Source organism: Methylomonas methanica (genome assembly GCF_001644035.1).
Taxonomy (GTDB): Bacteria; Pseudomonadota; Gammaproteobacteria; order Methylococcales; family Methylomonadaceae; genus Methylomonas; species Methylomonas methanica_A.
This window is the reverse complement of the sequence record NZ_LUUG01000079.1, coordinates 1-14,165: the sequence shown is the minus strand read 5'-3', so window position 1 is coordinate 14,165 and position 14,165 is coordinate 1. Positions and strand designations below refer to the sequence as shown.

Sequence of the window (14,165 nt, the reverse complement as noted above, 5' to 3'; positions counted from 1 at the left end):
TAATTGCGAAAAATTCCTGCAATAACCACACATTAGCTGCACTTTTCATTATCTTTCCCTTCCACCCAATCCGCAAGTCTAGCGCGTAAGCGCAACATCGCCTGACTACAAATTTGGCTAACCCGCGATTCGCTGACATCGAGCACCTTGCCAATCTCACGCAAATTCAGCTCTTCGTCGTAATACAGCGATATCACCAAGCGCTCCCGTTCCGGTAATTCCGAAATGGCCTTGGTCAGGGCTTTTTGAAAATTCTGTTGGATCAGCACATCTTCGGGCTGCTGATTGCCGTGCACATCATCAATGACGCTGTCTTCGCCTTGCACCAATTCTTCGACGCTAAAGGTCTTGCAAGACACCGCATCCTGCAAAATATGGTGATATTCATTTAGGCCTATGCCCATATGCCCGGCCACTTCGGTGTCCTTGGCGTCGCGTCCCAGTTGATTCTCAACCTCGCGTATCGCCTCCGCCACCATGCGGGCTTTCTTATGCACCGAACGCGGCGTCCAATCCGAACGGCGCAACTCGTCCAGCATGGCCCCGCGAATGCGGATGCCGGCGTAAGTATCGAAGCTGGCACCCTGACCGGCGTCGTAGTGTTTCAGCGCTTCCAGCAAACCCAGCATGCCGGATTGAATCAAATCATCAAGCTGCACCGTATCGGGCAACCGGCCCATCAAGTGGTAGGCAATGCGTTTTACCAGCGGCGCATGTTGAATGACTAAAGCATCAACATTTCCAGCCTGCACGGCAGCATACATTGCCGCTCCGCTCATGCAACATCCTCTTTCGCGCTGTACTGGATCATCCGTTCGACAAAAAACTCCAGGTAGCCGCCCGCTTTGGGCTTGATGGGCCAGCTATCGATTTTCCGCGCCAGATTCTTGATGGCCAGTGCCGCCTTACTTTGCGGGAATGCTTCCACCACCGGCGTTTGTTTTTGCACGGACTTTTTCAAATATTCGTCCTGCGGCACCGCGCCGACAAAATGCAAAGCCACATCCAAATAACGGTCAGTCACTTTACTCAGCTTATTGAACAAGGCCTGTCCGTGTTCAGCCGACTGCACCATATTCGTAATAATGTGAAAGCTATTAAGCCCGTAATCTCTATTCAACAATTTGATATACGCATAGGCGTCGGCCAGCGAGGTGGGCTCGTCACACACCACCACAATAATTTCCTGGCAGGCGCGGGCAAAATTCACCACACTTGCCGAAATACCGGCCGCTGTATCGACTATGAGTACATCCAACTCTCGGTCGATTTCGCTAAAGGCCCGTATCACGCCGGCTTGCTCGATACTCGACAAATCGGACATCCGCTGGATACCTGACGAAGCCGGAATGATTTTCAGCCCGGAAGGCCCTGTCATCATGATTTCCTTCAAACTTTTTTCGCCGCTCAATACGTGCGACAAATTGAATTCGGGAAACATGCCCAGCAAAATATCGACATTAGCCAAGCCCATGTCGGCGTCGAGTATCGCCACCCGCCTACCCATTTTCGATAGCGCCACGCCGATATTCACGGAAAGATTGGTTTTACCAACCCCGCCCTTGCCACTTGTTACTGCGATTACTCGCACCGGTTTCATATATCTCATTTGTCTAATTCCAGCTGCCTGATCGAATGACTTATGCATGGCTTTCCGCCAGCCAGTCTTCAACATTCACATCGTCGCCATAGCCATGGTCCTGATCGACACTTTCCATACACTGCTGAATCAAAGCATCGGCATCGGGTAAGTAAATATCTTCCGGCACCTGCTGACCGTCAGTGATAAATGACAATGGCATGCGCCGCTCGATAATCGCCGACAACGCGGTACCTTTGCTAACTGCCTCATCAAACTTGGTTAGTATAGTCGCTTGTGGTTCGAGTATTCGGAACGCATCCATAATTTCCAGCATTGCTTTGTATTGCGTGGTTGCGGACATCACCAGATAAGAGCGTATAGGCAAATCGCCATGTTGCAAGGTTTTCAACTGCTCAGCCAAGCGCATGTCGCGTTGACTCATGCCGGCGGTGTCTATCAAAATCAGGCGTTTATCGGAAAAACTATTGATATGCCTGCGCAATTCTTCCGCATCGCCTGCCACTCTGACCGGCACATCCAGGATTCTGCCGTAAGTATTGATTTGCTCGTGAGCACCTATCCGATAATTGTCCGTGGTAATCAGCGCGATCTGCCGGGAACCGTGTTTTAAAATAAACTGCGCGGCCAACTTAGCGACTGTCGTGGTTTTACCAACCCCGGTCGAGCCAACCAATGCGGCGATACCGCCTTGATCCAGCAAGTTGTCATCGGCTATCGGCACCAGTCTAGCCAACATTTCCTGGGCTTTGCCGATGGCCAAGTCGAATTGTTTATGACTACCCAACCGGTTGGCTATCTTGCCCGCCAAATTTTTCGAGAAGCCGCACTCCAACATCCGATCACGCAAATCGTCGTGTAAAGGTAGCCCGTGTTGTGGCATTTGCATGACTATATTCGATAGCTTGCTGTCCAACATGGTCCGCAGTTCTTTCATTTCCGCACGCATCTCGTCGATGAATTTATCGCCATTGTGCGACTGAACGGGCCTAGGCTCGGTCAACGGTTTAATTTTGGGATCGGCACTCGCCCAAGCCGGTTTTTCGACTTGGCGAACTTTTTCGGAGATTTTCTGCGCGTTGTTATGACCAACCTGGAGTTTTTCGGCATAACCGACATATTGATCCAGGTTGCGACGAATCGGATTTTCCGGAATGCTGCCTTCCGCGCCGCGTTTTCTGGCGCTACTTAAAACATGCAGCGATTTTTTTTCGGCTTCGAGATCAGGCAAATCGACTTTTTTAACTTCATTGGGCGGCGATTTTTCGTCTTCGCGTTGCTTGAGATTTTTATGAATGACCTGCTCGTCAAAGTCGCGGGCCGCAACGATTTCCACGCCACCATCCACCGAACGGTTGGACATAATCACTGCATCGGCGCCCAATTCTTCTTTGACCATGCGCATGGCCTGCCGTATGTCTGCTGCAAAAAAGCGTTTAATTTTCATCGCGCAACCTCTGTTTTATTGTCCACGCTGTCCCACTGTGGAAACCACCCTGATCTGCCGATCTTGAGGGATTTCATTATAGGCCAGCACATGTAAGCCGGATATCGAATGACGAACGAAGCGAGCCAACCAGGGACGAATATAAGAAGACACCAACAACACTGCGGTCTGCCCTTCCATTTCCATCCTTTGCGCACTTTCCTCCAGGGATTTGTGCATCTGCTCGGCCAAGCCCGGTTCTAAACCCGCACCACCTTCGCCCGCCGTCTGCAATGACCTATGCAATATCTGTTCCAAGCCTGGATCGAGTGTAATAACCGGGATTTCCGTCTGTACTCCGTTGATTTCATGGACAATTGAGCGCCCCAAGGCTGCCCGCACCGCCGAGGTCAAGATGTCCGGATCTTGACTCTTCACCCCGTACTCCGCCAAAGTTTCGGCGATGGTCCGTAAATCCCGAATCGAAACCCGCTCTTGCAGCAGGTTTTGTAAAACCTTCACCAAAATACCCAAGGGCAAGGTTTTCGGTACCAGATCCTCGACCAGCTTCGGCGCTACTTTGGACAAGTTATCCAGCAACTGCTGCGCCTCCTCGTAACCGAACAATTCGTGGGCATTGCTTTGCAGAATATGACTGAGATGCGTGGCGACCACGGTACTGGGATCAACTACCGTGTAACCCAGGGTTTGCGCCTGGTCTTTTTGATTGGCATCGATCCAGATCGCATCCAAGCCAAACGCCGGATCCTTGCACGGCGCGCCTTGCAATGTGCCGAACACCCGGCCGGGATTAATCGCCATTTCTTTCTCGGGCATGATATTGGCTTCACCGACGCTCACGCCCATCAAGGAAATCCGGTATTCGGTAGGCGACAAATCCAGGTTATCGCGAATATGCACCGACGGAATTAGAAAACCCAGCTCTTGCGACAACTTCTTGCGCACGCCCTTGATGCGCATCATTAATTGCCCGCCCTGATTTCTATCCACTAACGGAATCAAGCGATACCCTACTTCCAGACCAATGGCATCGACCGGCATCACATCGTCCCAGCCCAATTCCTTGATTTCGGTCTTAGCTAGCTGCTGCGGCGAAACGATACGCTCCATTTCCAGGGCCTTTTCTTCCTCAAGCTTACGCCGCCTATCGATAAGATAGGCACCGCCGACCAGCGTCAACGCCAGCAAGATGAACACTAGGTTGGGCATGCCGGGAATAATGCCGAGGATGCCCATTACCGCAGCAGTCACCAATAGCGTGCGCGGATCTTCAAACAATTGCGAACTCAGTTGCTTGCCGATATCCTGCTTGCTACCCCTAACCCGCGTGACCACCATCGCCGCAGCGACCGATAATAGTAGCGACGGAATCTGTGCCACTAAACCGTCACCGATGGTCAGCAACACGTAAACGTTCGCGGCGTCGGCAAAGCTCATACCGTGCTGGCCCACACCTATCGCCAAGCCGCCTATCATATTCACGAACAAAATGATGATGCCGGCTACCGCGTCGCCGCGCACAAATTTACTGGCACCATCCATCGAACCGTAAAAATCCGCTTCGGCGGCCACTTCCTCACGGCGAGCCCGAGCCTCATCCTGATTGATCAACCCGGAATTCAAATCGGCATCGATAGCCATCTGTTTGCCCGGCATCGCGTCCAGGGTAAAACGGGCGCTCACTTCCGCCACGCGGCCGGCACCTTTGGTTACCACCATAAAATTGATGACCACCAAAATCGCAAACACCACGATACCCACCGCAAAGTTGCCGCCGATGACGAATGAACCGAAGGCCTCGATCACTTTGCCGGCGGCATCCCCGCCCTCATGCCCGCGAATCAACACTACCCTGGTGGAGGCCACGTTCAAGGACAGTCGCAATAGGGTTGCCACCAGGATCACGGTAGGAAATGATGCAAACTCCAACGGCTTGAGGGTGTAAATCACCACCAGCAGGATAATCAGCGAGAACGCGATATTGAAGGTAAAGAATAGATCCAGTACAAACGGCGGCAGCGGCAAAATCAACAATGCCAGCAACATCACAATCAATAGTGGCGCACCCAAGCCCAAACCAGTCAGTGCCTTGAGAGCGTTGAGTATTTTCGTAAAATCCATAATTCAGCTCGATACCGGGCTATTGCTTAAAGTCGTCGGGTACTTGCACATCGCTAGGCGGAACCGGTTTGTTCCAGCCGTATTGCGTCGAAGCCCGTAATTGAAAAACATAGGCTAATACTTGAGCGACCGCCAAAAATAAGCCACGCGGTATTTCCTGATTCAGATCGGTGGAATAATACAAAGCCCTCGCCAGCGAGGGCGCCGCGACCAAGGGTACTTGCGAGGCCATTGCCAACTGCCGAATCTGCGCGGCCACCAAATCGGTACCTTTGGCAACCAGCAAGGGCGCGCCATTACCAGTTTGATCGTATTTTAAGGCCACCGCAAAATGGGTGGGATTGGTGACAATGACGTCAGCGCTAGGCACCGCATCCATCATCCGCCGTTGTGCGGCCTCCATCTGCATCCGACGGATTTTACCTTTGACCTCGGGATTACCCTCTTGATCCTTGGCTTCATCGCGAACTTCCTGCTTGGTCATTTTCAGCTGGCGCTGGTGATTCCACAATTGATAGGGTGCATCCAGCATCACCAACAATAAAAAAGTGGCACTCATAATTATTAAACAGAAGGAAATAATGTCGCCGACATGATGAATAGCCTGATCGATAGGCAAACGGCTCAAGCCCATGAAATCGTCGAAATACAGCTTGAACAAATTCCAGGAAACGACGGACACCAATATAACTTTTAGAATGGCCTTGATCAGTTCGACCACACCTTGAATGCCGATGATTTTTTTGATTCCGGTCAGCGGATTCAGCTTGGAAAACTTCACCTCGAAGGCTTCACTGGTAAAGTTCCAACCGCCCAACATCAACGCTGCCGCCAAATCGGCAACCACCAACACCACCAAAAACGGCAGAATTACCCACAAACCTTCGGCAAACGCCGCCTTCAGATAAATCAAAGGCGTCGCCGGATCGAACACAGCCTCCCGCGACAACTGTAAGGGATGCTTCATCATCTCCAGCATACTGCGCCACATGCCTTGACCGGAATAGAAAAACAGCGCGGCACTGGTAATTAAGGTCACAAAGGTGTTGAGCTCCTTGGAACGGGGGACCTGACCTTTTTTACGCGAATCGGTAAGTCGCTTACCGGTGGGGTCTTCGGTTTTATCTTGACCGGAATCTTCTGCCATTTATTGCAACCTCAACAATGCACCGACCAGCGCGAAGCCGTTGTGCAGCATGTCGCTAAAGCCTTCCAGCATGGTGGGCAGGCCAATCCAGATTAAACCCATACCCAGCATGATGGTAATCGGAAAGCCGACACCGAATATCTGTAACTGCGGCGCCGCTTTTGACGCAACACCGAAACTGATGTTAACGAATAACAATGTCGCCATCACCGGCATGGATAGCAGTAAACCATCCGCGAAAATCAGACTACTCCAACTGATTACCCGCCATAAGTCGGTCTTATCCATACCGATACCGCCTACCGGCAGAGTATGGAAGCTTTGCGCCAACATTTCGATCAGCAATAAATGCCCGTCCACCGCTAAAAACAGCAAGCTGCCGCTAATCACAAATAACTGGGCAATCACCGGGACCTGTACGCCAGTTGCCGGATCGACCATGGATGCAAAGCCCAAACCCATGCTGTAAGCAATAGTCTGTCCGGCAAACAACATAATGGAAAACACCATTTGCAAGATAAACCCTGTGGTCAGGCCCAAGGCGACCTGCTGTACCGCCACCATAAACCCTTGGTAGCCAAACATTTCAATATCCGGCATCGCCGGCAACGTTGGCATAATTACCCAAGTAATCAATAGGCTGGCGATTAATCTTACTTTGGCAGGCACCGCTTTAACGCTAAAAACCGGCACCGTGATGAACATTGAACTTATACGAAAGAATGGCCAGACAAACGAAGCAAGATACCTCAGTAACTCGTCTTCGCCGAAGTTCATCCTATTAGCGTAGGAATATCGCGCATCAAATCTTGGAAATAATCGATGAGCATTTGCAACATGCCGGGGCCGGCTATCATCAACACCGCGATAATCGTCGCCAGTTTGGGGATAAATGTCAGAGTCTGTTCTTGGATCGAGGTCGCCGCCTGGAACATGGACACCAGCAAGCCAACAACCAAGGATGCAATCAGGATCGGCCCCATTAATTTCAAGGAAATCAACACGGTGTCCTGGGCAATTACCGAAATGGTTTCCGGTGTCATCATCGACTTGGCCTATACGTAAAAGCTGGCTGCCAGCATTTCCATCACCATAGTCCAACCGTCCGCCAGTACAAACAACATGATCTTAAACGGCAACGAAACGATCATCGGCGACAACATCATCATACCCATGGACATCAATACACTGGCAACCACCAGATCGATGACCAGGAACGGCAGAAAAATCAGGAAACCTATCTGAAACGCGGTTTTCAACTCACTGGTCACATAAGCCGGCACCAACAAGGAAAACGGCACATCTTCGGGTTTATCGATTTGCTCGCGGCCGGAAATCCGCACAAAGGTATCCAGATCCGTCTCGCGGGTTTGCTTGAGCATGAACTGTTTGAAGGGCTCAGAGGCTCTTTGCAAAGCGGTCACTGCGTCGATTTTCTCTTCCATATACGGCTGCACAGCGGCTTCATTAACCTTTTCCAGGACCGGCATCATAATAAAAATGGTTAAGAACAGGGACAAACCCAGCAAAACTTGATTGCTTGGCGCTTGCGCGGCACCTATGGCTTGGCGGAGCAAGCCCAATACGATCATGATTCGGGTGAAGGATGTCATCGATAACAACAATGCCGGCAACAAAGTCAGCATGGTCATCAACGCTAAAATCTGAATGGTGACCGTGTAGGTTTCGCCGCCTTTAGGATTGCTGGTCACGGTAATGGCATCAATGCCTACCGCGGCGTAAACAGTTTCCGGCAGAAACAGTAACCCGGTGATCAGGCACGAAAAAATCAACTTAATCATGGTGCTTACCTTGCATGACTTGCAGCAATTTCTTGGCAAATACGCTGGTTTCCTGACCCTCTGCGCTATTCATAAACAAACGTTGATCACCCTCAAGCTCAAGCAGTTTATCGATACGCCCGCCACTAACACCTAACAATAGTTGTTTCTCACCGACTTTAACCAATACCAATTTCTCGCGCATGCCCAACGACACGCCGGCCAACACCGCCAACTGACTTTTACCGACAAAAGCCAAGCCGCCGCTTTTACGCAACAGCCAAACCGACAGAAAAAATACCGCCAATACCAATATCAAAGCCAGCAGCCATTGTGCGACATCTCCGGAAGACACTAATTTTGTAGCCTGCCTGGGTAGCGTAGCTGCTTCGTCAGCCCATACATAAGGTGCGATTGATACCGAAACAATTAAGGTAGTCAGACGAGATACAGACATCAGCCGAGCTTTCTGACCCGTTCCGACGGACTGATAATGTCGGTCAGCCGAATACCAAACTTGTCGTTGACCACCACTACTTCGCCATGAGCGACCAAAGTACCGTTTACCAGCACATCCATGGGTTCGCCGGCGAAACGATCCAGTTCCACTACCGAGCCTTGATTTAGCTGCAACAAATTTCGGATATTTATTTTGGTCCGACCGATCTCCAGCGACACCGTCACCGGCACATCAAGAATCACGTCCAGTTTGACTTCATCACTGCTGGGACCGCTATTTTTTGATTTTTGCTCGCTAAACTCCGGAAACTCTGCGGCGGCAAAACCTTGTTGAGCGCTTTTGGCAGCGTTCGCTTGTTCCTTTAGCGCGTCGCCCCAATCAGCTTCAGCATCGGCTTGCTCGTTCATAGCGGCGGCCCAGTCGTCGCCGATTTCGTCGTTTTCACTCATGCTTATCCTTCCCTGCTGTCAAATGTTGTCCAGCGTCATTTTTTCTATAATTTCGATGGCATAGTTACCATCCGAAAGACCTAACTTACCCCGAAAAACCGGCACGTCTTCAACTTCCAGTAATACGGTTTCCGGCATTTCTATAGGAATCACATCGCCTTTTTTTAGTTCAATCACTTCGCTGATAGACATTTCTTTTTCTATCAGTTTACTGTTGACTATCACTTCACTACGCATAATTTCATTCCGTAGCGAGTCTTGCCAGCGACCATCGACTTCACCGCGGTCGCTGGTTACGGCATCCAGCAGCTCTCTAATCGGCTCGATCATGGAGTAAGGCATCGCGATATTGATATCGCCGCCGCCACCTTCCAGTTCCACATGGATAGTGGAAATCACCACGATTTCCGAAGGACTGACGATGTTGGCAAACTGCGGATTTACTTCCGAATTGATGTATTCAAAGTCGATGTCCATCACCGGCTTCCAGGCTTCAGCCAGATCTTTGAAAATCATATCGATAATCAGCCGAATAATGCGCATTTCAGTCGGCGTAAATTCCCGGCCTTCGACTTTGTTATAAAACTGCCCCCCGCCGCCGAAAAAGTTATCGACAGCGGTAAAAACCAAACGTGGTTCCATCACAATTAATGCCCGCCCGCGTAAAGGCGACATCCGAATCACATTCAAATTAGTCGGCACGAATAAGCCTTGAATGAATTCGGAAAACTTCTGCACCTGAATCCCGGAAACAGATATTTCCGCAGCGCGCCTTAAAAAATTAAATAAAGCAATCCGGAAATGGCGAGCAAAGCGCTCGTTGACCATTTCCAAGGTGGGCATCCGCCCCCGAACAATCCGTTCCTGACTATTAAAATCATAGACTCTAGCCGAGCCTCGACTGTAGTCATCATCAACCCCGGTATCGACGTCGCCGTCGTCCACGCCATGCAGTAGCGCATCGATTTCATCTTGAGATAAGAGATCGGCGGTTGACATTTATTGCATTACAAATTCAGTGAAATACACATCTTTAACGGTATTTTTACCGGCCATTTTTTCTAAGACCTTGCCAATTTCTGCCTGCATCATGGCTTTTAGTTCTTGCTTCCCTTCCAAGGTTTTGGCTTTTTCAGCGCCTATCGCACTGATGGCCATCAATAAGTTGTTCCGTATCATAGGCTCATGTTTTTTCATTGCGTCCTTACTAGCCTCGCCTTTCATCAGTATTGTCAGGGAAATTCTGATCACTTTTGCGCCAGAACCAGCCGGAAAATTAACCAACAATGGTGTTGGTAAATCATAATAAACATCTGGCTCAGCGACTTTTTCGTGGTCGGCTTCTTCTTCGTGCCCAGCTTCCTCCTTATGTTCTTCCTTGCCGTGCTTGGCATCGCCGTCTTCTTTATGCTCAGCGTCGGCTGGCTTATTCAGAAAGAAATACGCCCCACCTCCCGCACCCGCCAAAACCAGCACAACCGCAGCAATTATTACGATCATTTTTTTGGAAGACTTCTTACCTTCGTCTTTCCCTTGGGCTTCTGCCATGTTCCACCTTTTAATTTTTTACAGCACAATATGCGCCAAAATACTTAAGTTCCATCAGACAACTGCCCTAAAAACAGCTGGATTCGATCATACAAGAAAAAACGTCGTTTTAGAATAATAGTATAGCCGTCACTGGAAAGCAGTTAGGCAAAAAGCGGGGTTCAAGTATGCAAAAAATACCTGGAGGAATTGTAGCTCTTAAGTCAAGTTTTTGACTCAGATTATGAATATTTTACAGAAAGGACTGCAAAGACCTAGCGGCCTTTGCAGCTTTATCAAGATGTTACAGCGAATTGACGGCGTTTAATTCTTGGAAGGCTTGCTCTAAACGAGTCACCATGCCAACTTGGCCGGCACGTTGCCAAACACGGGGGTCATAGTATTTTTTGTTCGGTTTATCGGCACCTTCCGGGTTACCGATTTGGCCTTGCAAATAAGCTTCGTTTTTCTTGTAAAACTCCATCACACCAGCCCAGGAAGCCCATTGGGTGTCGGTATCGATGTTCATTTTAACGACGCCGTAGCTGATAGATTCTTTAATCTCTTCTGGAGAAGAGCCTGAACCGCCATGGAACACGAAGTTCAATGAGTTTTGCGGCAAGCCGAATTTTTCCGAAACGTATTTTTGCGAGTTAGCCAAAATTGTCGGCGTCAATTTAACGTTACCTGGAGAGTAAACACCATGAACGTTACCGAACGAAGCCGCGATAGTGAATCTGTGACTGATTTTGCTCAGTTGCTCGTAAGCGTAAGCAACATCTTCCGGCTGGGTATACAGCGCAGAATGATCCATACCGCTGTTGTCGACACCGTCTTCCTCGCCACCGGTACAACCCAATTCGATTTCCAGAGTCATACCCATTTTGGACATGCGCTCCAGGTACTTACCGCAGATTTCGATGTTTTCTTGCAGACTTTCTTCGGAAAGATCCAGCATATGCGAGCTAAACAATGGCTTACCGGTTGCAGCGAAGTGTTTTTCGCCCGCATCCAACATACCGTCAACCCATGGCAGCAATTTTTTTGCAGCATGGTCGGTATGTAAAATAACCGGTACGCCGTAATGTTCAGCCAGAGCATGCACGTGATGAGCACCGGAAATCGCGCCAACAATTGAGCAACCCTGTCCTTCCAATTTCAAGCCTTTACCGGCAACAAATGCCGCGCCACCGTTGGAGAACTGAATCACTACCGGTGACTTTACTTTTGCCGCCGCTTCCAATACCGAGTTGATGGTATCGGTGCTGATCACGTTCACAGCAGGTAAAGCAAATTTGTTCTCTTTGCAAATTGCAAAGATTTTTTGTACATCTTCACCGGTTACGACACCGGGCTTAACAACATCTAATATTTTCTGAGACATGCCATAAATCCTGCTTAGGAATCGGATTGCTCAAAAACTAAGCAACCCGAGAAATTCGTGATGAAACACTGGCAACGAGATCAACTCGCTGCCAGCTATCTTTTTAAGCTTCCAAACTAGCCAAACGCTCTGACAACAATTTTTCCAAAGCTTCTAAAGCTTTGGCGAAACCGTCGATACCTTCCGCCAATTTTTCTTTTGCCATACGGTTTTCTTCGTGCATACGCTCAAAAGTAGCTTTATCGACTGTGATTTTTTCAATCGTCGCATTTGCAGCATTTGCAGGATCCAGTTTACGCGGCAGGTCACCTTCAACAGATTGCAGTTCAGCCAACAAAGATGGCGCAATAGTCAATAAATCACTACCGGCCAGTTCGGTAATTTCGCCTATGTTTCTGAAGCTTGCGCCCATTACTTCGGTTTTATAACCGAATTTTTTGTAGTAGTTGTAGATTTCAGTTACCGACAATACGCCTGGGTCTTCGGTTGGCGCGTAAGAGTCGCGACCGGTATCTTTTTTGTACCAGTCCAGAATACGACCAACGAACGGAGAAATCAGAGTAATACCGTTTTCCGCGCAAGCAATCGCTTGGTGCAAACCAAACAACAACGTCAAGTTGGTGTGAATGCCTTCTTTTTCCAATACAGCAGCAGCTTGGATACCTTCCCATGTTGCAGCAATTTTGATCAGCACGCGCTCTTTAGAAATGCCGGCGGCTTCGTATTGTTTAATCAGGTCCCGGCCTTTGGCAATGGTGCCTTCAGTATCGAAAGACAAGCGCGCATCGACTTCGGTTGATACACGGCCTTCGATGATTTCCAATATTTTGAGACCAAAAGATACCGCCAAACGGTCAAAGGCCAAAGAAACAACATCTGCGGCTGAAGCGCCAGCCCCCAGGGTTGCTCTTGCACCTTTCAAAGTATCATCAACGATACCTTGATACTGCGGCATTTGCGCGGCAGCGGTAATCAATGATGGATTGGTGGTCGCATCGCGTGGTTTAAATGTTTCAATCGCTTGAATGTCACCGGTATCGGCAACAACAACAGTCATTTCGCGGAGTTGTTCGAGTAAATTTTTTGCCATAGGATTATCCTCAGATGTGTTATTAATTTTTCCCCCTAGTTTGAACCGAGCTTTACAAGTAAAAGATGTTCAGCAATTCTTGCAGGAGATTGATTGCAAAAGAGTCCCTGGTGATGAAACTCTATTTTTAGATATATTGATAAGACTGAATCGCCACTTGGCATATATTCAAAGCCGAAAAGCACGCTTTAAAACATACAAAGTGGCGATTACTTAAATCTACCGGATGAGAGTTAACGCTTAACCCTTAAGTTCCAGCGATCAGCATCATAAATCAGATGCTATTAACCTTTATCACGCAAATACTTTTCCACGCCGGTCGCTTTCGCAGCGGCCGCTTCCCTGTCTCTTACGATTTGCTTCGCCATGTATTTGGCAACACCTGTAGCAGGATTGGAATCTTGTTTTTCCAAGTATTTGGCAACACCGGTTTTATTGGCACCCATTTTTTCCAGATACTTTTCCACACCTGTTGCACCAGATGCAACTTGGTAATCACTTGCTGAAGAAGCTTTGACACTTTTAGGCGATTTTTTGTTGTAGATAAAAAATCCGGCTACTGCCAACAAAACCAAGCCGATGTAGGAAAAATCGGAAGACGCAGCTTTTTCTGTTTGTATAACATCTACTGCTGCTTCCACAGAAGTTGTGGAGACAGATGAGCTTGACGATTTAGCCGCACTTGGTGCTGCCGCGCTATGCTTATACTCAGCATCGCTGTATAACACTTTAGGTTGGAAATTCGTCGCTGGGAAAGCTGGATCTGCTTCAACTTCTTTCGCAGCTGGTTTTGCCGCGGGTGCTGCTGTAGCAGCTGGTGCCGCTTTGCTGTCGTTGTATTCAGGATTGCTATAGAGTACCTTTGGCTGATAATCAGCCGCTGGATAATCCGATCCCGCCATAGCTAAGGAACTGGTCAGCATTAGAGCTGCCATCACGCCTTTCGTTAATTCATTTCTTTTCACGTCTATCACCTATGCTGTTAGAAACGTGAGGCTTCGATCATTTAATCCAAGCCTCACCTAAGTTTACAAAATTAAAGAACGGCTTCCACATTAGCGACGACATTGTCCACGGTAAAGCCGAACTCTTTGAAGAGTTGACCTGCCGGGGCCGATTCGCCGAAACGGTCCAATCCTACGACTCTACCCGCGCTGCC

16 protein-coding genes are annotated in these 14,165 nt (G+C 49.0%); all 16 read right to left on the bottom strand.

Translation table 11 applies throughout. The features are described 5' to 3' along the window. Positions 1–32 precede the first annotated feature (32 nt). Positions 33–779: an RNA polymerase sigma factor FliA gene (locus A1332_RS13575; protein ID WP_064009028.1), complete on the bottom strand. Its 747-nt coding sequence runs from the start codon at positions 777–779 to the stop codon at positions 33–35. Then, positions 776–1,609 (bottom strand): MinD/ParA family protein, encoded by an 834-nt coding sequence (locus tag A1332_RS13570; protein ID WP_064009065.1) that lies wholly within the window; start codon positions 1,607–1,609, stop codon positions 776–778. The genes A1332_RS13575 and A1332_RS13570 overlap by 4 nt, the downstream gene beginning before the upstream one ends. Positions 1,610–1,640: 31 nt before the next feature. Beyond that, positions 1,641–3,047 carry a flagellar biosynthesis protein FlhF gene (gene flhF, locus A1332_RS13565; protein ID WP_064009027.1) on the bottom strand — a complete coding sequence of 469 codons (1,407 nt, stop codon included), beginning with the start codon at positions 3,045–3,047 and terminating at the stop codon, positions 1,641–1,643. A 15-nt stretch (positions 3,048–3,062) separates the two neighbouring features. Next, positions 3,063–5,168 carry a flagellar biosynthesis protein FlhA gene (gene flhA, locus A1332_RS13560; protein ID WP_064009026.1) on the bottom strand — a complete coding sequence of 702 codons (2,106 nt, stop codon included), beginning with the start codon at positions 5,166–5,168 and terminating at the stop codon, positions 3,063–3,065. 19 nt (positions 5,169–5,187) lie between these two features. Continuing rightward, positions 5,188–6,315: a flagellar biosynthesis protein FlhB gene (gene flhB / locus A1332_RS13555; RefSeq protein ID WP_064009025.1), complete on the bottom strand. Its 1,128-nt coding sequence runs from the start codon at positions 6,313–6,315 to the stop codon at positions 5,188–5,190. Beyond that, positions 6,316–7,092, bottom strand: coding sequence for a flagellar biosynthetic protein FliR (gene fliR / locus A1332_RS13550; RefSeq protein ID WP_064009024.1), 777 nt, complete (start codon positions 7,090–7,092; stop codon positions 6,316–6,318). It abuts the gene before it with no gap. Then, positions 7,089–7,361 (bottom strand): flagellar biosynthesis protein FliQ, encoded by a 273-nt coding sequence (fliQ, locus tag A1332_RS13545; protein WP_371929673.1) that lies wholly within the window; start codon positions 7,359–7,361, stop codon positions 7,089–7,091. Before fliQ ends, fliR begins: the two co-directional genes overlap by 4 nt. Positions 7,362–7,370: 9 nt before the next feature. Further along, entirely contained in the window at positions 7,371–8,117 is a 747-nt protein-coding gene (gene fliP, locus A1332_RS13540; RefSeq protein ID WP_064009023.1) for a flagellar type III secretion system pore protein FliP, read from the bottom strand. Continuing rightward, positions 8,110–8,553, bottom strand: a complete 444-nt coding sequence (gene fliO, locus A1332_RS13535; protein WP_064009022.1) for a flagellar biosynthetic protein FliO — start codon at positions 8,551–8,553, stop codon at positions 8,110–8,112. Before fliO ends, fliP begins: the two co-directional genes overlap by 8 nt. After that, positions 8,553–9,005 (bottom strand): flagellar motor switch protein FliN, encoded by a 453-nt coding sequence (gene fliN, locus A1332_RS13530; RefSeq protein WP_064009021.1) that lies wholly within the window; start codon positions 9,003–9,005, stop codon positions 8,553–8,555. Before fliN ends, fliO begins: the two co-directional genes overlap by 1 nt. A gap of 18 nt (positions 9,006–9,023) precedes the next feature. Next, on the bottom strand, positions 9,024–10,004 hold the full coding sequence (fliM, locus tag A1332_RS13525) for a flagellar motor switch protein FliM (RefSeq protein ID WP_064009020.1): 981 nt from the start codon (positions 10,002–10,004) through the stop codon (positions 9,024–9,026). Beyond that, positions 10,005–10,553, bottom strand: coding sequence for a flagellar basal body-associated FliL family protein (locus A1332_RS13520; RefSeq protein WP_064009019.1), 549 nt, complete (start codon positions 10,551–10,553; stop codon positions 10,005–10,007). It abuts the gene before it with no gap. 283 nt (positions 10,554–10,836) lie between these two features. Further along, entirely contained in the window at positions 10,837–11,916 is a 1,080-nt protein-coding gene (gene fbaA, locus A1332_RS13515) for a class II fructose-bisphosphate aldolase (RefSeq protein WP_064009018.1), read from the bottom strand. 103 nt (positions 11,917–12,019) lie between these two features. Continuing rightward, positions 12,020–13,006 (bottom strand): transaldolase, encoded by a 987-nt coding sequence (locus A1332_RS13510; protein ID WP_064009017.1) that lies wholly within the window; start codon positions 13,004–13,006, stop codon positions 12,020–12,022. Between the two features lie 284 nt (positions 13,007–13,290). After that, positions 13,291–13,971: a hypothetical protein gene (locus tag A1332_RS13505; RefSeq protein ID WP_231886635.1), complete on the bottom strand. Its 681-nt coding sequence runs from the start codon at positions 13,969–13,971 to the stop codon at positions 13,291–13,293. 71 nt (positions 13,972–14,042) lie between these two features. After that, on the bottom strand, positions 14,043–14,165 hold a 123-nt coding region (locus A1332_RS26520; protein ID WP_419865994.1), incomplete at its 5' end, for a transketolase-like TK C-terminal-containing protein.

Coding starts and splice junctions, on each gene's coding strand:
- A1332_RS13575 (WP_064009028.1), bottom strand. CDS start 779: ATGAGCGGAGCGGCAATGTATGCTGCCGTGCAGGCTGGAAATGTTGAT.
- A1332_RS13570 (WP_064009065.1), bottom strand. CDS start 1,609: ATGAGATATATGAAACCGGTGCGAGTAATCGCAGTAACAAGTGGCAAG.
- flhF (WP_064009027.1), bottom strand. CDS start 3,047: ATGAAAATTAAACGCTTTTTTGCAGCAGACATACGGCAGGCCATGCGC.
- flhA (WP_064009026.1), bottom strand. CDS start 5,168: ATGGATTTTACGAAAATACTCAACGCTCTCAAGGCACTGACTGGTTTG.
- flhB (WP_064009025.1), bottom strand. CDS start 6,315: ATGGCAGAAGATTCCGGTCAAGATAAAACCGAAGACCCCACCGGTAAG.
- fliR (WP_064009024.1), bottom strand. CDS start 7,092: ATGAACTTCGGCGAAGACGAGTTACTGAGGTATCTTGCTTCGTTTGTC.
- fliQ (WP_371929673.1), bottom strand. CDS start 7,361: ATGATGACACCGGAAACCATTTCGGTAATTGCCCAGGACACCGTGTTG.
- fliP (WP_064009023.1), bottom strand. CDS start 8,117: ATGATTAAGTTGATTTTTTCGTGCCTGATCACCGGGTTACTGTTTCTG.
- fliO (WP_064009022.1), bottom strand. CDS start 8,553: ATGTCTGTATCTCGTCTGACTACCTTAATTGTTTCGGTATCAATCGCA.
- fliN (WP_064009021.1), bottom strand. CDS start 9,005: ATGAGTGAAAACGACGAAATCGGCGACGACTGGGCCGCCGCTATGAAC.
- fliM (WP_064009020.1), bottom strand. CDS start 10,004: ATGTCAACCGCCGATCTCTTATCTCAAGATGAAATCGATGCGCTACTG.
- A1332_RS13520 (WP_064009019.1), bottom strand. CDS start 10,553: ATGGCAGAAGCCCAAGGGAAAGACGAAGGTAAGAAGTCTTCCAAAAAA.
- fbaA (WP_064009018.1), bottom strand. CDS start 11,916: ATGTCTCAGAAAATATTAGATGTTGTTAAGCCCGGTGTCGTAACCGGT.
- A1332_RS13510 (WP_064009017.1), bottom strand. CDS start 13,006: ATGGCAAAAAATTTACTCGAACAACTCCGCGAAATGACTGTTGTTGTT.